This window comes from Pseudomonas sp. CBZ-4 (assembly GCF_000346755.1).
Taxonomy (GTDB): Bacteria; Pseudomonadota; Gammaproteobacteria; order Pseudomonadales; family Pseudomonadaceae; genus Aquipseudomonas.
Genome location: NZ_ANNV01000150.1, coordinates 125,761 through 145,498 on the forward strand (window position 1 = coordinate 125,761; position 19,738 = coordinate 145,498).

A 19,738-nucleotide genomic window follows, 5' to 3' on the forward strand; every position below is an offset into this window, starting at 1 on the left:
AATCATTGGTGATCGTAGAGGTTATCCAGGTTGAACGTTACCGTCTCTTTTTCATAATAGTTAACATAAACCCAGCCGTTTTCATCGGTTGCCAGATGATAGTCCTGCCGATCCTTGATAAGAATTACGGGGTGATTGGTCAGTATCTGTTCAGAGTAAGCAGAAGTCACTCGAACACCGTAACGCAAATACGGCGGTGTGCCCGGCACTGCCTGGGGACCGAAGGTTTCTGAGAACACCGCTTTATGATGTGCCAACGAAATCGGCAATACCCTTGATGCGATCGCCCACCCGTCAATTTTCATTTCAAGCGCCAACAGCACATCGGCAGTACTCTTTGTGCAATCGAGTGTCCAGGACAACCCACTTTTCTTCATGGTTCGCGGGACACCCTCCAACGGACTCAGGATTACGCCGTGATCAACGGGGTCTCCCGCAGATACCAAGCTCACTTGTTTATCCATCACTTCATCAGAGCGGGGATCCAGCACCAACGTATGCACTGCACCACGACACAAATAGAGCGTCTGTCCCAGTGCCTTACCGCTGAATTTATCCAGTTTGACCTCAATCAGCGACCTCAAGTCATCCGACAATAACAGGCAGGGCACGTGCCAATCCGGCAAGTTCGAGCTGACCCATTTCACGCCACAATGAGTATCGTCGCCAGAACTTGATGTAACCGACCAGGACATCGGCTGCCCGTCCACCATACGCGGCTCTCCCAACGCAGGAGAGAATTCAAGTCCCGAGGCTTCGGCATCCGCCAAGTCTTCCAGCGTGACAGTGGAGCCAGTCATCGAGCTGTCCCGCACCTCCAGCCTCAGCGAGTGGGTCATCCCACGTCGAAATTTCAATTCACTGAGGGCCAGGTTAACGGGCACATCATCCAGGTACATCACGAAGTGTTTCGACCACGGGTTCTCCTGCAGGGCGTTGACCGTAAACCCTACGTGCAGGATGAGATCTGAATCTGTGTCGCTCACCTCGGCCTCAACGGGATGCTCACCTTCTGCATCGGGTGTATATCGATACTCCGCCCACCCCCCGGGCGTCGTTTGCGAGACGACCCACAAACCCTTACGGTCGGCCGTTTCATCAGTGATCCAGCGTACCGCAACCCCTTGTTGCCCTTCGCCGGTTTCAGTGTCGACCACCTGCATACGCAACAGCACGCTCTGGTTTTCGCCCACAACCGGCTGAAACAGGACCGGCCCGACCTCCCCTATCGAGAACTTACCCTTTTTGACCTTAAAGTTACGTACTTCCGACCAATCGGAGGCATCTCCAGATTGCACCAATTGCGCGCGAACGCCATGCTCCCCCTCTGCCCACTGGGTCGTCGACAACCACCGCCAAGTGCTACTGGTGTTTGTGAGCGTTGCCAGCAAACCGATCTCATCACTTTCATGATGCAGCAACAACTCTCCTCCTCTAGCGCCTCTACCCGAAATTTCCACGCGATTCGCCTGAACACCACTGTTTTGGGTTGGCCGGTCGATAATGGGGGGTTGCGGCTTGGGCCAGACAAAGAACCGGTAGGGTTCGCCCCAGGGCGATTCTCTGTCCTGAATGCTTTGCTTAGCCTGTAGCTGCGCTTCGCCTGGGGGCAATGGACTCGTCAATACAAGGTCCAGGAACCCATTTCCATCAGCCGATTGCACATGCAATAGCTGATTGTCTTTGGCATTGCGCAGGCTGATCAACGCAGAGGGCAGGCCGGCGATTTTTATGCGCGGGCGTGACGGGTTCTGTGTCCCCTCATGGGGGAATACGAAGGACGGAATCTCCAGCGCCGACGGTACGTTAAAGATTCGCTCCACACTTGGTAGGGAGCGGACGCCCCCTATCATCTGGGACGCCCGGATTCGGTTCTCACCACTCGGCCAACTCTGGTCAGGCGTAAACGTCGCCCTAAGACCGCCGATGACGATTGAGCCGGCCACGTCATGACCATGAGCGTCAATCACGGTAATGCTCGCGTCCTGCGCATATAAATGGGCGATAGTCAGCGCCTGGCGTGATTGCACCGGTTCAATTGGCGGCACGATGTCCGGTGCGTCGGGCATGAGTCTGAACGAGCAAGGCGCACTTTCAACGGTTGGCAGGTCACCCAGCGTCAGCGTCGCGACAATGTCATGGAAACCTGGACCAAGCCTCAAAGCGCCCGCAGAAACCCAACTGCCATCCACTTGCACATCAACAAACGCGACAAATTGCCCGCTGGTGGCATCTTTCAATATCATCCGCGCCCCTTCCAGCGAGGCCTGGACATGGCCGTAGATCGACTCGCGCAACGCCATCGATTGATTCGGTACTGGGTAATCAATGATCGGCGGCTCAAGGGCGGGAGAAAACGCATAGGCGAGACTCCAATCGGAGTCGATATCATCCACCGTCTGTACTGCATACACCTTGTTCTGCGCCCACCACATTTGATCGGGAATGAATCGACGCACGGAACCGTCACCAACAAAGACGCCCGCTACCGGCGTGCCATTACTGATGAGTCGCAACGAGGTCGAGCCAGCCTCCACCCCCTGCACAGTGAGAGCCTGTAACGGCTTGATCGGAGGCTCTGCGGGGACAATGGTTAACGCTTGGGGTTTTACGGCGAACTCACGGACAGCAGAGAGAGGGGAATGCCTGCCGTCGTAGGACTGAAGCACCTTGATATATTGTATTCCGGCCTTGAAACTGCTGCATTGCCCCGTCCAGAAACCGCCAGACACGGGAAAAGACGCCAGTTGATTGTTGTCGAGGTCAAACACATAAACCATCGACCCCGAAGTGCCCTCTCCCGACAGCTCAACAGTGGCGTTGTACTGCGCGCCATGCAAGGGCAGAACAATCTTCGGCATAGGGGGATTAACCTTGAAGCGGACTATCGCCCCCGGGTCCGATTGAAATTCCTCAACGACTTGCGCTGCGCGAATTTCACTGTCAGGCGCCCAGGCGGTATCTGGCGTGAAGTAACGCACGCTGCCCGTGCCCTCGACAGTGCCACGCACCTGATTCCGAGGATTGAAAACCCTCACCTCATCAGCGCTGGGGTGAACACCTGTGATTTCAATGGGGTCAAACGCGTTGAAAAGACGCCCGGGTAGCGTGACACTCGGCGCATTCACCTCAATCGTGAAATCACACTGAGGCCCTGGATCTGACTCAACACCGTTGACGATTTGCTTGAGACGTTTGTGTTTAGTCCCTGGCATTGCCCAGGTATGGATGCCAGCCCAGCGGTTACCGGATGCTTGCCAGGTACCGAGGACGGTACCGTCAAGGTTCAACACCTGTACGGCAGCACCTAGGGCGCAAGCACCGCCCATTTCAAACCCGGCATCGTAGTACCCGCCGGACTGAGGCACTTCGAAGGCCGGAGCAAAGGGCTTGGCGATAAACCTGCAAGATTCGCTCGGCAAGGACTCCGCATCATTGACTATCTGTGTTGCGTAGACGCTAGTGCTAACCCCTGGCGCCCAATAGGCGGTGGGCGTGAACGTGAATGTCCCCGCGCTACCGCTGAAATGGCCGGAGACTTGAACATGACCGTCCAAGTACATGATCAGTTTGCTGGCTGACGGATCTACGTTCACTACGGTCAACGCTTGTGCCGGCTCGGCAATATCCGCAGGGGGGATGATTTTCAGGGGCATCGGCAGACGGCTGAAGACACAAGCCGGGCCCGGGTCGGATGCTACCGAATTCACCGTTTGAATCGCACGAACCGTGTTATTGCCCGTTAACCAATCCCCAGTCGGGGTAAACAGGCGCTCGACGCCTGACCCGGAGAAGCCCCCTGCAATGTTCTTGCCGCCATCATCAACCAGCCGTATCACACTGCTTGGATACACCCCGGTAATTTTCAAGGGGTGTCTTGCCAATATCGGTTTTACGGGTGGGCTGATTACGGCCATCCGGGGCTTGATATAAAAGGTACGAATATCTGCGGGCTGGGAGTCAACATGGTTCAACACCTGTATCGCCCGAACACTTTGGACACCGGGTGCCGGCCAAGCATAGTTTGCCTGCCAGCGGCTGCCTGTGACCTCTGCCTCCGTCAGAATATTGCCATCCCGGCCGAGCAAAAAGACCGCAGCACCCGGGCTGCATGAACCAATGACCGGCGCGTCGGGGGCCGCCAAGAACTGTTCCTGCGGCTGACCGATCAGCGGCTGAACCGGCCGGGAGGAAAAACTAACCGAGCTGCTGGGATCCGATCGTATGCCGCTGTACGTCTGCGTGACCCACACTTGTTGCGCGCCAGGCGGCCAGGCTTTAAGCGGGACAAATGTGTAATGCGTACCGCTTTTGCTGAAGCTCCCGTCGACCTGACCCGCGTCGTTGTGCATCTTCAGAATGGCTCCGGGAATATGATCCCCGACAATCGTCAACGCCTGCTGCGGCAGGATCGGTGACGCTGCCGGTGCGGTGATGGAAAGCTTGCGCGGCTTGATAATGAAACTTCGCAAGAAGGGTGGGGACAATAGCGCTCCCAGCTTGATGGCGACCTTCAGCAAATGCTCTCCGGGCAGCAGCGGCAACGCTGTTGAGTTCCAGACGCCGTTGGTATTGGGTATGGCGGTGGCAACCGGGCTGCTGCTTTGGCTGGTGTACAACACCACCGTTGACCCCGGACCGCCATAGCCGTCCCTGCCGGAAAACGCGCCCCCCTGCTCGATGACCTCTTGATGTTCTGGAGAGAGGACGGTGAGTTTTTCAAGCGTGGCAAAAAACCTGCAAATAATGCTGGGCGCCGACATCGCACCATTGAATGTCTGTATCGCGTACACCGAACGAGTGCCCAGCGCCCAGTGCTGTGCAGGCGTGAAGGTGCGGTTTGCGGTGAATCCGCTGAAGCTGCCAGCGATGGTTTTTTTGGTGTCCGCGTCATACATCAGCAACGTGGAGTTGCCTGGAATAACGTTAGTAATGACCAGCGCCTGTGTGGGAAGCGTCGGTATCGGCGGCTGAGCGATCAGCGGCGCATCAGGTCTGACATCAACGTGAAGTAATTCAGACACGTCTGATCGGTGAGAGTAAAAGTTCTTGCCTATTTGCACCGCAGTGAGCATGTGTATGCCTGGAGCCCAACGACCCGCAGCAATGGCATACCAACGGCCATTCGATTGGACAGTGGCCTCCAGCGGCGGCACGCTTCCCTGGCTGGCCGTGACGCTAACGGTACAGCCCGCAAGACCTTTGCCACTCACTGTGGCGATGCCATCCTCCCCCAAGATGACCTCTCTCAACTCGGGGGGCAACAGCAGCGTGAACGTAACGGGTTCTGATCTTGTTGACGTATTATTGCGCCACTGCTCAGCAACCAGCGTGGTCGGATCTCCTGACGTCAAGTCTTGCGTTGGTGTGGCACTCCATTGCCCGTCCGCCACCACTGTAGAGGCAATCACCCTCCCATAATCAGCGTTTTGATAGACCTTGATCGTCGCACCCTTCGCGCCGGTTCCGCGCAGAAGAGGCCGTGCTACTTTGACAAACCCTGGATTGTGCAAGCCAGGTCTCGAAGGCCCCACTGAAAACGACCGTTCCAACGACCAATCGGATACCGCGTTCGTCAGTGTGCTGCGTTGCCGCGTTTTTATTGTGTAATGACCGGCAGGCCAGGCTCGCTGGGCGGAAACCGACCAGCTACCACCGTCCAAAACGGTCGTAGCCAATTGCACGCCACCCGTGTCATCCGCGAGAAACACCTCAACTGTCAATCCAGCAAGCCCGCCACTGCCACTTACGGTGGGCATTCCAGAAAGAGGCACCTCGACATCAAGTATCTGAGGAGGAAACAGGAGCGAAAAACTGACGGGTTTTGACGGTTTCGAACCCTGAAAATGCTGGTTCTGAAAAGCCTTCAGCGTGATAACTTCCGTCATTGGCAAGGCGGCAGTGGGTGTCAATTCCCACTGTTTATTTTTGACGACCGCCTTTCCAATTATGTTGACCACGTCAGATGTCAAAATAACCGTCGCTCCCTCTTCCCCCGTTCCACTGAAGCGAGGGAACGCTGTCCAGCTGGTGCTGGGTTGCGTAATCACTGGCGCAGAGGGCACACGCAGTTTCAACCGCTCGGCATAACCCCAGACACTGGAAACACCAGCATGGTATTCAGCTCGCACCCAATGCAGAGTAGTAACCCCAGGAGGGAACGCCACCACACATTTCATCTCTGACATCCACAGCCCAAACCATACAAGTTCGAACGTGTGTTTTAACTGCACAGTCACCCACTTGCCCGCCATGTCCACATAGCGCATTTCAACTTTCCAGCCATGGATGGGAACGCTGACCGTTGCCGCTCTTGCCGTGAATACAAATGTGTGCAGAACAGTTGCATCATTCAGGGGATAGATAACATCCGGCTTTTTCCAATGAACAAACAAAGGGCCTATGGCGCTTTCATTATCGTTACTTTGTACAGTCCTGCCTTTGCGTCTTCTCACGGTATCTGCACTCCAATCCATGGCGTCGCCGCCAACAGTGATAGTGCTAGATGTAACCTTATCGAATGACCTGCGGATAACTGTGAAAACTACCAGTTACGACAAACGGTTTTTGTTCAATACCGGGCTTCACTAAGAAAAACCAGCGGCTACCTGTCAAGTTTTACAGGTTACAGCTACTACCTAGCTGCGCTCTACTGTGTCTCCATGCACCTGGTTTTCACCCTCTGAAAGGAGCCACGGTCAATGGCCACCAAACAACACTCGCTGCTCAGCTCACTGGTTGCCACTGACACCAAGAAGCGGAAAAAAGGCCAGGTCACCTTCAAAACCGCCATGACCCGTATGGGCATACATTCAGTCTTCGATATCGTGCGCCTGTCCAAAGCGGACTTTGTGAGGCAACTGGCCAAGCTCAGCGGCGTCGATGGTGACCTCGCCTACACCAATGCCCAGGCCTATGCCACGTTGCTGGCAAGGTTGCGGCGCGAACAGCTGACGTCGTCAGGCACCTATGAGCCGCAAGTGGAACACAGCGGTGTTCGCGCATTGGTGCCTCTTGGGCCGACCTATCCCAAACTCTTCAACGAAAACTGGTCGAAATTCTGCAAGGTCGGTGCCCTGGCGGCTGATGACTCGCCGGTAGCCTACCTGAGTGCCCTGAGGGTCTTTGTTCAGCAGTTGGAATCCACCAGCAACGACCCCAAACGCCTGTTGCTGGACTCACGCCGCCCTGATCTGAAGGACTTGCTGATCACCCATGAAAGCACCTTCACCCCGCGCCCTATGCTGAAAATTGTCAATCAGGTGCTGGGGGACAATTTAAGCGCGTACCTGAAAACCCAGCCGGCTGACGCTAGCAAGCCGCTGTACCAAGTGCTGAGCGAACGCCAGTACCCGTTCGAGTTGCCTTACAACTTCTACCATCATCAATGCCAACTGGGTTTGTCTGGGGGAAAACCAAGGCTGGGCGAACTCAATTATCGCGGGAGTTATCTGCTGCCGATCACACAAGCCGACAGCAACGATTACGGCAAGGTGCAATTGCTGACACCGCACGCACAGCATTTATTGACCGGGTTGGGCCCAGAGCAACAGAAGCTGCTGATCGCGTCACCGGCGTATAGCACGTTCTATCTCAACCGCGCCGACCTGGTGAATGGGTGGAAAAGCCCTGGCAATTGCCATCTCAGCCCGCATGTTGCATTTGGATCGGGGTATCTGCTGCCAGCGGGACAACCAGATGTCGGGACGAGCAACCCGCCTGTTACTGTCCTGACGAACGCCCATGGGGGGGCAGGCTCGTCGAATACTGTCGCAATTACCTTTCGAAAAGCCGGGGGGGCCAGTAGTAGCGTTAATATGCGGCTGGCCAGCGGTGCCGCCGTAAACAATAACACGTACCTTTTCAACCATTTACATCTCCCCTCACAGGCTACGCACTGCATACATGTCAAGCCGACTACCGGGCTGCCCGCTGCCACCCAAACGGGCTACACCGCCACTTTCAAAGCCGTCCACACCACCGGTACGGTATCTAACCCGGTAAGCGTCGCCAGGCGCACGCTCACCTTGTCCGCTGATGCGCAATACGCCCCCACTACTAATGAGAAAGCCTACTTCGCCAAGGTGTTCGGCATGGAAATAACAGGTCCCAATGCCGATGCGCTGGCGGACCTCGATACGTTCATGCAACACACCGGGCTGAACGCCGAACAGGTTGAAATGCTCCTATCGCGACACGCCTTCGCGGTACGCCTATCCCCCAACTGCCCCAGTAGCAACGCACAACGGCTGGGTCTGCTCTACAACCGCGGCCTGCCGTTCCCACACCCAAACCACTATGGCGCCTGCTACGTCAATGGCAACGGCTCAGATCGATTCGCCCCCGACACATCGGCTGCGGACGTGTCCCGGCAGTATGCGCAGTTCGAAAATGCAATGGACCTTGAGTCAATCGACATCGGCGAACGCAAATACTGGCACCTGACACTCACTTCCCTGGACCGCTTCGACCGCCTGCAACGCATGATTCGCCTGCAACGCTGGACCGGTATCCCGTTCCACAAACTCGACACCCTGATCATGTGTGCCATTCGCGCCGAGGGCGCCACCAACCTCGACATGGCGCTCAATGAAAACACGCTGCGGGTATTGGGGGTGTATCGCTACCTGAATCAGCGCCACGGCATCGATCCTGAAGAGTTCGGCGCGCTGATGCACCACCTCACCCCCTACACCAACGTGAAAAGTGAACTTTCACTCTTCGACCGTGTGTTTAATTCAATTCGGCTATTCGAAACCCCGCTGGTGCTGGACAAGACCGCTTTCACGGTTGCCGACAGTGTCCTTGCTAACCGCATCACCCTGATGCAACTGTGCGCCGGCCTTGGTTTGCAACTCACGCAAGACTCTTTCCTATTGATTGCGGCGCAGACCAGTCGAGTGCTGACAGGACTGAAACGCGACCTGGCGACCGTGTCATCCCTGTTTCGCCAGGCGCGGATTGCCCGCCTCTTTGGCTGTACGGTTGCCGAGTTGCTGACCCTGGCCAATCTGCTGGGAGGGCAAGGTTATAAGGACGTACTGGCCAAGGGCACACTGCGCCCGCACGACCAGACTGCCTCCCCGGACATACTTGATGTCCTGATGCAATTGCAGTGGGCCATGGACTGGCTCCACGACAGCCAACAAAGCATTACGCAACTCGAACAGCGGCTGGGCCCGAACATCCCGCTGAAGCAACCGCGTTCGTCGCCGGGCAAACTGCCAACGGCGACGGACGAACCCAGCCCCCTGACGGATGCCTTGCGTGCCCGCTTGTCCAAGCTGCAGCACGATACCGAATTCAGCCGGGTCACCGAAACGCAGGTCCTCAAACTGAACCTGCCGACACACAACAATGCGAACACTGTGATCCGCTGGTTCTCCCTGCTCACCAGTTGGAACGTTCTGAATAACTCCGGTCTGCTGGTGTCGCTGGACGAATCGCTAGCGCTTATCGATGATCCCAAGGGCTGGATAGGCGTCGATTTGGACAAACTGCTGGCCAACGTGACCCTCAGCGCCGCAGCCAAGCAGGACAGCAAGGATAAGTTGCTGGCCTTCCTGCTGGATGCCCATGACCGGCAACTTCAGTTACTGCAGGATCTTTTCCAGGAAACCGCCGCGCTGCCAGTTGATCGCACTGTGGCGGTCATTCATTGGGCGAACACGTCGCCCTACGCCATCCTTGTCGAAGCGTTGATGAAAAGCGCGCTATTGGTCGAACACTTCCAGCGCGTTTCGCGGCATGCCGAAATCGCCGTGAACTTGCGCTTGAGCAACCGCGCCCTGCGTATGTTCCTCTGCAACCGCGACTGGCTGGGTGGCTACCCCATCACCAACAGCGAACCCACGCTATCCGATCTGTATTTATTTGAGCGCTTCAGCCACTGGCTGAACGGCCAGGACCAACCCGAAGAAGCCCTGACCAGCTACTTCAGCCTCGCCAACCCGCCCTCCCCCAAGCGCATGACGAAAAAGCTGCAGCTGCAAATCAGTGAGTCCGCCAACGTCGCATTGGCCAAGTTGCTGGGCTGGGCTACGTTGGAAGTCGAGAACCTGACGGCGACCTTGCCGGGTGCGGTAGCCAAGTCTATGCAACACGTGGACTGGGTGCGCCGCTGCCAAGCCGCCTGCAACGCCAGCGGCTTGTCCGCCAAGGCATTGCTGTTGGCAACCGCGATCACCGCCAACAGCAGCCTGGACAATTGGAAGGCCGTCGGTGAGGCCGTCGTGACAGCCAACACCCCATCAGACACCGTTCAGGAGTGACGTTGATGACTTCCTTCGACGCTGAACTCACCGAAAGCCTGCGTGATGCCATGCTCGCGCTGTATTTGCACGAGGCCGTGCCAAAGAACGCGTACATCGTCCAGCAGGGCCTGGTCGACAACATCAAGACCCCCACCGACCTGTATGAGTTCTGGTTGCTGGATGTACTGGTCAGCCAAGACGTGCCTACCAGCCCCGTGGCCTGCGCCATTGCCAGCCTGCAACAACTGATCAACAGCATGATGATGAACATGGAGCCCGGCTACAGCGACCACAGCCTGAGCCCTGAACAGCTCAGCGCCTGGCAGAACGGGCTTAACCGTTACCCGATCTGGGCCGGCCTGCAGCAACTACTCAACTTCCCGGATATCTATCTGGACCCGACGTTGCGTCCAACCAAGACGGACAGTTTCAAGCAATTGGAGGACGACATCACCCAGGCGCAGATCCAGCCGGAGACGATCCAGGCAGCGGTCCTGGCCTACCTGGGGCGTTTCGAAGAAATTGCCAACCTGCGTATCTGCAATGGTTATATCGACGGCGAAGACTTCGCCAACAGCCACTACTATTTCATCGCCCACTCACCGGCTGAAAGCGCCTACTACTGGCGCGCTCTGGACATGTCGCAACGGCCACTGAAAGCGCCAACGGCCTCGTCTCGGGCCACACCTGCCAAGTACGACAAACCCTTGCCCTACGCCTGGCAAGATTGGCAGCGGGCCACCGTGCCGATTTCGGACAAGGCCGTGCAACACACGATTCGCCCCTGCTGGTTTAACAACAGGCTTTTTATCGTCTGGGCGCAGATCGATAATCCCGACCCGAACCTCATGGAACCCGCCCCTACAACCCACATTGCGCAAGAAGCGGTTAAATCCTACCCACTGTTTCGTCTATATGGCTGCTACAAGAAATACGACGACACATGGAGTACACCAAGGATCTACATCGAATCCCCCTGCCAGACACCCGCCCTGATTGGAAAAAGTCCCGAAGACATCGCCGCGCAAACACACTCGATCGCCGTCTACGACCACTCGACATCACCCGAGTCGATGGTGCTGATGCTCTACAGCGGTTACGTTCAAAATAATGATGAAACGGGGGATAAAGACCAGTACGAATTTTTAAGAAGCGTGCGCATCGATAAAAATTTCAATTTAACAGCGCTGTTCCCTTCCAACGGATCAGTGCTTCCCGATCTCTATCGCGCACCACGAACACCACAAGACGACAGCAGAGCCCATGTACTGTTGATGGGGCGCACCTTCGCCAACAATAAAAAAAACCAGGGCCGTTTCCAATTCTGGTTGCCCTCCTCCGTGCCGGTTTTCGGTGCGGTTGTTACCACCTCGCCAAGCAGCCCAAGCTGGCTATGGAACTCGCACACTTGGCAATCGAAAATCAAAACCGTCGAAAAAGACCTCGACCTCATTTATGACCGGGAAAAATCCAATGTCACCCTGAAAGTCAGCCTGAATCAGAGCTTTGAAAAAATTCGGGAAGAGCACCTGACCCTGTACGGCGATGATCAAAAAACCATAATCCTGTTCAGGCTTGTCCTGTTATTTGATGAGGCGAGCCTGCATGACGGTTTTTACACGCTGCTGCCAGGCTCGATATTGCTACCCGTCGATATCGATTTTTTTGACCAGCCTGACACCATCTATACCTTTTCAAGTTACTTCAGAAAAAAATATCAATCTGTGATTTTCGAAAGTAATGGCGAACCGCAACTTTTAATACCCAGGACGCCAAAAGGAAAAACGACTGCACTGACAAATAAACTGCTGTCCCAAAAAGCGTGGATTAGCATTACCTACGACGGTGGATACCTGGATTCCGTGAGACGGAACGTCCCCCTTGAAACGATTCAAGTCAAGGCGAACATGCAGCGTATTACCGGAGGACCCTTTGATTTTTCATTGGTCGTCGCTTGTCCAACGAATGTTCAGGCGGCGCTCCCCCCAACCGACATGAACGGAATACAGATACTGAGTAATTCCAGCCCTTTCGTTAATCGTTTGAGCAAGGATGCCCGGCTGGAATACACCTTCTCCATCGATCAAAACACCTATCAACCAGAAGGGTGGGGGGTGTCATGGCCAAAGGACAAAGAGAGCATCGAGATTCCGCTCATTTACGGCGTATTGGTGTTTGACCACAGTAACCCGTTAGCCCCTGTGGAGGGCGGCGCACTCAAAATGGTACGGCTTGCATGGGGTGCAGAACCTGGCTCAACACCGCAAATAGCGCCCTGGATCAACACGTCCTCGGGCGTTACCCCTTCGCTGGGCGAGGCGCAATTCATTGATTTTTCAGGTTCAAGCATCCAGCACTCGGATAACGATAACAGCAGCAAAAAGCTATCGCTCCGTGACCCGATCCGCATGAACACCACCTTCGCACGGCACCTGATTGAGCGTGCAGAATCGGGTATGCAGAGTTTGCTCGCATGGGACACCCAGGATTTGCTGGAACCCCCTCTTCGGCAGAGCGCAACCGGGGAATTCATGGACTTTGCTGGCGGCTATTCGTTGTACTTCCTGGAACTCTTTCTGTACCTGCCCTGGCTAGTCGCCTACCGCTTAAATCAAGAACAGCAGTACGACGAAGCCAAACGCTGGCTGGCCTATCTGTTCAACCCCACACGCCAGACCGACGAGTCCGGGCACCCAGGCTATTGGCAAGCCAGGCCACTTGAAGAACCCGCCTGGCTGGACGCGCCAGACCCCAGCCAAGCCATGCTGTACTCGTATGACCCGCATCGAATTGCCCTTAGCTTTCCCGTACACCTGCGTAAAGCGCTATACGGGCTCTACATTGACATCGAGAGCAACCAGGCCGACGCCGCCTACCTGGAGCAGACCCCTGACGGGCTGGCAGAGGCCAAGCTTCGCTACACGCGCATACTGGATCTCTTGGGAGAGCGCCCCGACGCCAGGCAGACAGACGACTGGACGCCCATCACCCTCAGTGAACTGAGCAGCGCACAGAATAATCATCTGCGCCAATTCGAACAGGCGTTGCTCGCCGCGCAGGACCACGTTCGCGCCCCCACCTTCTTGCGTATCGGACCTGCAGCGGCGTCAACCCCGGCACCGCTGTTATGTCTGCGACCCTTCACGGTGGATACGGCACTCTCAAGCCTCGACAATCCCTATCTGCTGCGGCCCTTCAACCCTGAGCTGATCAAACGCTGGGAGCGGGCGCAGAGCCGTTTGTACAACCTGCGGCACAACCTCGACATCGGCGGAAATGCCATGGACCTGCCGCTGTTCGCCACCCCGATCGACCCACGTGCACTGCTTGCCGCCCGGGCGCAAGGCATCTCCGGAAGCGGCTTGAACCGGTTGCTGAACCCGCAGATCCCCCACTACCGCTTCAGCTTCATGTTCGCCCTGGCCCAAAACGCGGTCGAGAGCGTGATTCAGTTCGGCTCAACCTTGCTCTCGTTGATCGAACGCAAAGAGCAGGCGCACTACCTTGAATTACAACAACGCCAGGCCTGGGACCTGGCCAAGGCGGCCGTGGATATCCAGCTGCAACTCAGCAGCGTGGACGATGCGAACAGGGAAGCGCTGAGCGCCGCACAAGCCATTGCACAAGGCCGTGTCGACTATTACGAAAAACTGACCAATGAAGGCAGCAGTTTCCTGGAAAAACTCAGCATCGACTTACGCCTGCGCGCGCGTTTACTGGAGGCGTCGGCCGGTGGTTTTGGCAGTGCGGCGGAGATGCTCAAAATGGTGCCGAACATTTTTGGTTTCAGCATCGGTGGTGCGCGCATCGAAGGCGCTTCTCAGGCCTCATTCACTTGCTGCAGGCCACTGCCACCGTCCTCCATGGCACCAGCGACACACTCTCGGCCTACGAGCAATACCGCCGCCGGGCCCAGGAATGGACCCAGGCAGGTGAGCAGGCGAGACAGGAGGTCGCGCATATCGAGGCACAACGCAAAGTGCTTGAGGAACAACACAAAGCCACACGCCTGCAAGTGCGCCAGGCGCAAACAGCGCTGAACCAGGCCAAGACCACTTACGACTTCCTGCTGAGCAACAACCGCTTCAGCCAGGCACAGACCTACGAGTGGCTCAACGGCAGATTCGCCAGTTTCTACGCCAGCGCATTTGCTACCGCGCAATCGATCTGCAAGGCCGCAGAGGCCTGTTGGCAATATGAAACCAGTCGCTACGAGCAGTCCTTTATCCGCCCCGGCGTGTGGAACAACAGCTACCGCGGCCTGGGCGCGGGTGAAGAACTCAAAGTGGCGTTGCAGCAGATGTATCGCGAATACGTCCAGCAACATGTGCGTGACCTGGAGATTCGCAAAACCGTTTCGCTCAAAGCACTCTGGGAGAAGGACAAGTCATCCTCCATCAACAAACCCTGGGACCAGATCAAGGCCGCACTCCTGGCCGGCAGCTGTGATTTTGAACTGACGCAAAAAATGTTCGATGACGACTACGCCGGGCAAAATCACTATTTGCGCCGCATTAAAACCATCAGTCTGTCCTTTCCTGTGGTCATGGGCCCTTACGAAGACTTGCGCGCCATCCTCGTTCAGCGCAGCAGCCGGGTTGAAATGTCTTCGACCCTTGGCGCCTTGCCCAAAGACAACCTCAGGGTCAACCAACAGATTGCACTCTCCCGGGGCTTCAATGATGACGGCCAGTTTCAGCTCGACTACCACGATGAACGCTACTTGCCGTTTGAATACACCGGTGCCATCTCTTCCTGGCGTTTGATCTTTCCCAACCCCACGGCGCAGAAAGCAGTCCTGGAGTCACTGACCGATGTCATCGCGCATATCAGCTACACCGCGAGGCCTGGCGGAGGTTCGTCATGACGCCCAAGGCCTCCCTGCCAATCGACACCCCCACCTTGCCCAAGATGGGTGGCAGCATCCAAAGCATCGGCAAAGGCTGGGGCGCGGTTGGCACCCGCGGCGAGGCGCAGCTGAGTATAGAGTTGCCGATTTCACCCGGACGCGGCTTTGCGCCACCACTGGACCTGGCCTACACCAGCCAGGGAGGGAATAGCCCTTTCGGGTTGGGGTGGAGCCTGCCGATCAATGCCGTCAGTATGCGCATGACGCTAGGGGTGCCGAGCCATGACGGCACCGACCAGATAACCGGCCCGAATGGCGACGTGTGGATGCCGGAACGTAGCGATGACGGCCGCTTGATTGCCAGGCAGGTGAGCACCTACAACGGCGTGTCCCTGGGCGCCGAGCACAGCGTGGTCCGCCATTGGCCACGGGTCGAAGGTGAATTCACACTGCTTGAACACTGGACCAGCGCCGCCGATAAAGCGGGTTTCTGGTTGGCCCACAACGCCGACGGCAGCCTGCATATCTACGGCAAGACCCCTGAGTCACGCCGATTCGATCCCCAGGTGCCCGACCAGATAGTTGCCTGGTTGATCTGTGAGAGCCTCAATGTGCGAGGCGAACATATCGTCTATGGGTACAAATCCGAACTGGAAGCCCCCACACCGCCCCAGATGCGCGACTACCGCGCCCAGCGCTACCTCAAGTACGTGCGTTATGGCAACGCGACCGCCCATGCGCATTTGTACGCCTGGAAAGCCGACAGCTGGAAACAGCAGCACTGGCACTTTCAACTGGTCTTCGACTATGGGGAGCACGCGGTTGATCCGCAAACCCTGCCGTCCTTTGACGAGCGCCAGCCCTGGGCGTTGCGCAGCGACCCCTATTCGAGCTACACACTGGGTTTTGAACTGGGCACGCGGCGCCTGTGCCGGCAGGTTCTGCTATTCCATCACTTTCCCACCGAGCTGGGGGCCGACCCGGTCCTGGTGCAGCGCCTCGTGCTGGAACATCGGCCAAATGCCCTGGGGTTCAACCTGCTGACCGCGACCCATGCCCAGGCCTATGACAGCCTGGGCCAAATCGAACGCCGTCCACCGCAGGAATATCACTACAACAGCTTCGCGCTGGATGCACGGGCTCAAGCCTGGACGCCGTTTAACGCCATGCCCGGCCTCGACGACGGTGAGCAGTATCAACTAGCGGACTTGTACGGCGAAGGCCTGCCAGGAGTGTTATCGCGCCAGGACCAGGCATGGCACTACTGCGAACCGTTGCGCGCGGCCCAAGGTGGCGACGCTGTGCACTACAGCGAATGGACGCGACTGGAACACGTACCGATCGCAGACACTCGCCAACCGTTTAGCCAGTTCCTGACCGATATCACCGGCGATGCCAAACTCGACTGGGTCGTGGCAGCGCCCGGGCTCAGGGGTTATTTCACCCTGGGGCCGGACCGGGCCTGGTCACACTTCGTGCCTTTCGACGCGTTTCCCAATGAAATGCTTCACCCCATGGCTCGCATGGCTGACCTGGTCGGCAATGGCCTGGCAGACATGACGCTGATCGGCCCCCGCAGCGTACGCTTGTATGCCAATCGACGTGAGACGGGGTTCGCCCCCGCCGTGGATGTCCCGCACCCGCACGACCCGGCCGAGGCGGATGAACTACCGCTGGCCAGTGATAGCAAAACTGAACTGACCGCGTTTGCCGATGTGCTGGGCAGTGGCAGCACGCAACTGGTGCGTATCCGCCACAATCAAGTCAAGTGCTGGCCGAGCTTGGGCCACGGGCGTTTCGGCAACGGTTTCGAACTGTGCGAGCTGCCATTCGACGCTGCGCAGTTCAACAGCACGCGGGTCCACCTGGCGGACCTCGATGGCTCAGGCGCGGCTGACTTGCTCTACCTCACACCCAATGCCATCAGGGTCTTTATGAACCACGCGGGCAGCGGCTATTCATCGACCTCAATCGATCTGCCCTGGCCCGCCGGCGTGCAATACGACGACTTGTGCCAGTTCAGCAGCGCTGACCTGCAAGGCAACGGGTGCTCCAGCCTGATTTTGACCGTGCCTCATATGACACCTCGGCACTGGCGGTATGATCTTGCCCACACCAAGCCTTACCTGATGTGCGCGACCTGCAACAACATGGGGGCCAGCAGTCTTGTGGTCTACCGCAGTAGCGCCCAGGAATGGCTTGACGAAAAACAGGAGCAACACAACAACGGTGTCACCAACCCGGTCTCGCACCTGCCACTGGTGGTACAGGTGATCAAACAGCTGATCCAACTGGACGAGATCACCGGAAACCGCCTGACCCAAGGGCTGGCTTACCGCGCGGGATACTACGATGGCGTCGAGCGGGAATTTCGCGGTTTTGGACTGCTGTTGCAGACCGATACGCAAGCTTCGGAGGCTGAGCGCGCGACGTCCGGCTTCAGCCCGCCCTTACTGAACAAGACCTGGTTCCATACCGGCCAGCAGATAGATCCGCCCAGGCAGGGTTACAGCACTCACGACCCGCTGGCGGTGCCCCTTAAGCCGACGGTGCTGCACGACTACCACTTCAACGACAAGGCCGCACAACCTATTGTCACGCCAGCCTCGGACATCACCAGGGAAATAGCCCGCAGCCTGAGCGGTCTGGTTTTGCGCGCTGAAACCTCTAACGCCGATGGCGCCCCGGCAACCGCCGTACCGTACACCGTCACAGAGCACCGCTATCTGGCACGCGTGCTGCGCCACAAAAACCAGCATCAACCGTATGCTGTGATCGAGCCGAAACGCCTTGAAACCCTCAGTTATCAATATGAACCGCAGATCCCTGATGATCCGATCTGCCAACACCAATTGAACCTTGAATGGGATGAGTACGGCCAGGTCACCCACGCTGTCACGCTGTATTACGCCCGGCGCAAGACCGCCGCGGATGCGCCACCGTTCAGCGATGAATACGCGCAACAGTGGTGGCGGGACGCCCATGACGACGCCCAGCAAACCTGGTATCTGACGCAAGAAAAGGCCCAGTTCATTCACCACCTTGGGGCGGCGCAGCCGAACGTTGAAGCCTGGTCCCTGGGCCTGCCGTATCTGCAGCGCAGCAACAGCCTGGTGCTGGAAAAATCGGCGCTCGATGCCGCCACTATCCATTATGAAAACCTGCTGGCCTGGACCCGGGAAGACGGCGAATGGGCGCGCCACGCCACACTCACCGGCATGTCCCGACGGTTCTACATGGACCCGCTCAGCGCTCAACCCCTGCCTGCGGGCAAGGCAACGTTTCAGGCCCTGCCGGCCTACAACGAAAGCGCCGAACTGAACGCCGATGCGCTAGAGGCCTATGAGCCACTCAGGGACGATGACGGCACCTTGCCCTTCAACATGAAGGCAACGCTCGAATCGCCGGAAGTCGGCTACCACATCATGGAGCCTTTCCTGCCCACGGCAGCCAACCCCAAGAGGATGAACAGCGACGATGCCAAGGACTACCTGTGGTCCGTGCATCAGGGGTTTGCGGTGTACGCAGGCCTGGCGGGGTTTTACAACCTGCGCAGCTACCGCGAAACCCGCAGCCATGGCGTTACTCGGCTCACCTATGACACGTATGAATGCCTGATTACCCAAGTGGAGTTGCCGGATGGCTGTACCACTCGCGTACGCGATGTTGACTACCGCACCGGTCTGCCAGGCACCCTGGAAGATGCCAATCGCAATCTGCAGCAAGCTTACTACAGTGCGTTCGGTGAGCCCTTTATCACCTCTTTCCACGGTACCGAGCGCGGTGAGCAGACCGGTTTTTATTCCCTGGAAGGTTACCTGCCACCACCAGACCGCAACCCGGGCATCGCCATTGAAAACAAGGCACTTGCCTTGGGCAACTTCGCCACGGCGGGCTTTTGGGACTTGCTCTGCTGGATGGGCCAGGTCAGCGCCACATCGCCCCCCGCCTGGCGCACATGGGCTATGGCGCAAGGGTTTATCTTACCCAGCGGGCACTTTTACGACCGTGCACGGCGCCACCTGGAGGGCCGGGACCCGTTGGATAGCAACGAGCAGATCCTCAAGGCACAACTTGACGCCGTACACCGCGAACCGGTGTACAGCGTCAGCCTCGTGGCCGACCAATTCCCCGACAAGCCACTGCAACCGGTCCAGATACGCGCCAGCATCACCTGCCTGGACGGTCTCGGCCGGGTTCTGCAAACCAAGCAGGAAGTCCCGCCGGGGTTGGCATGGCGGGTGGACGAAAACGGCGAGCTGCTGCTCAATCCCGACAACACGCCGCAAGAGGTGTACGCCCCCCGACGCTGGCGAATCAGCCAACCAGTCGAGTACAACAACAAGGGCCTGACCGTGCGCGAATACCGCCCCTACTTCGCCGATCAGTGGCGCTACATCAACGACCGCTCAATGCGCGCGCACGCCCTTCACGATCAGCAGTTCTACGATGCAATCGGCCGTCCGACCGTAACGCTGTTGGCCAAACAGATGCTGCAAGGCAACCCGCCACAGCTCGCGCCACTACGCCGGGAGATGTGGTATTGGCTGTGGACAACGGTGGCTTTCGACGAAAATGACTTGTTTGACGAGCCGCCCGTTAAAAAGCGGCACGCTTGGCAATCGAAGACATAACG

Annotated in this window: 5 protein-coding genes; 4 read left to right on the forward strand and 1 reads right to left on the reverse strand. The window is 57.5% G+C overall.

Annotation, left to right across the window (positions count from 1 at the left end; genetic code table 11):
* Positions 1-2: 2 nt before the first annotated feature.
* The gene (locus B348_RS0121245; protein ID WP_157356538.1) at positions 3-6,476 is read right to left on the reverse strand and encodes a hypothetical protein; all 6,474 of its coding nucleotides are present in this window, start codon (positions 6,474-6,476) and stop codon (positions 3-5) included.
* Positions 6,477-6,701: 225 nt separating this feature from the next.
* Between B348_RS0121245 and B348_RS0121250 the strand changes: the two genes are divergently transcribed.
* Genes B348_RS0121250 through B348_RS0121260 form a run of 4 tightly spaced genes read left to right on the forward strand, consistent with a single transcriptional unit; the run spans position 6,702 to position 19,736 of the window.
* Positions 6,702-10,271, forward strand: coding sequence for a Tc toxin subunit A (locus B348_RS0121250; protein WP_017738061.1), 3,570 nt, complete (start codon positions 6,702-6,704; stop codon positions 10,269-10,271).
* Positions 10,272-10,276: 5 nt separating this feature from the next.
* Positions 10,277-14,293 (forward strand): neuraminidase-like domain-containing protein, encoded by a 4,017-nt coding sequence (locus B348_RS1000000130520; RefSeq protein ID WP_050558327.1) that lies wholly within the window; start codon positions 10,277-10,279, stop codon positions 14,291-14,293.
* Entirely contained in the window at positions 14,233-15,120 is an 888-nt protein-coding gene (locus tag B348_RS1000000132045; protein ID WP_050558328.1) for a hypothetical protein, read from the forward strand. The genes B348_RS1000000130520 and B348_RS1000000132045 overlap by 61 nt, the downstream gene beginning before the upstream one ends.
* Positions 15,117-19,736 carry a SpvB/TcaC N-terminal domain-containing protein gene (locus tag B348_RS0121260; protein WP_017738062.1) on the forward strand — a complete coding sequence of 1,540 codons (4,620 nt, stop codon included), beginning with the start codon at positions 15,117-15,119 and terminating at the stop codon, positions 19,734-19,736. The genes B348_RS1000000132045 and B348_RS0121260 overlap by 4 nt, the downstream gene beginning before the upstream one ends.
* Positions 19,737-19,738: the final 2 nt, after the last annotated feature.

Excerpts from the sequence above, each read along its gene's own strand:
- B348_RS0121260 (WP_017738062.1), top strand. The coding sequence starts at position 15,117 with ATGACGCCCAAGGCCTCCCTGCCAATCGACACCCCCACCTTGCCCAAG.
- B348_RS0121245 (WP_157356538.1), bottom strand. The coding sequence starts at position 6,476 with ATGGATTGGAGTGCAGATACCGTGAGAAGACGCAAAGGCAGGACTGTA.
- B348_RS1000000130520 (WP_050558327.1), top strand. The coding sequence starts at position 10,277 with ATGACTTCCTTCGACGCTGAACTCACCGAAAGCCTGCGTGATGCCATG.
- B348_RS0121250 (WP_017738061.1), top strand. The coding sequence starts at position 6,702 with ATGGCCACCAAACAACACTCGCTGCTCAGCTCACTGGTTGCCACTGAC.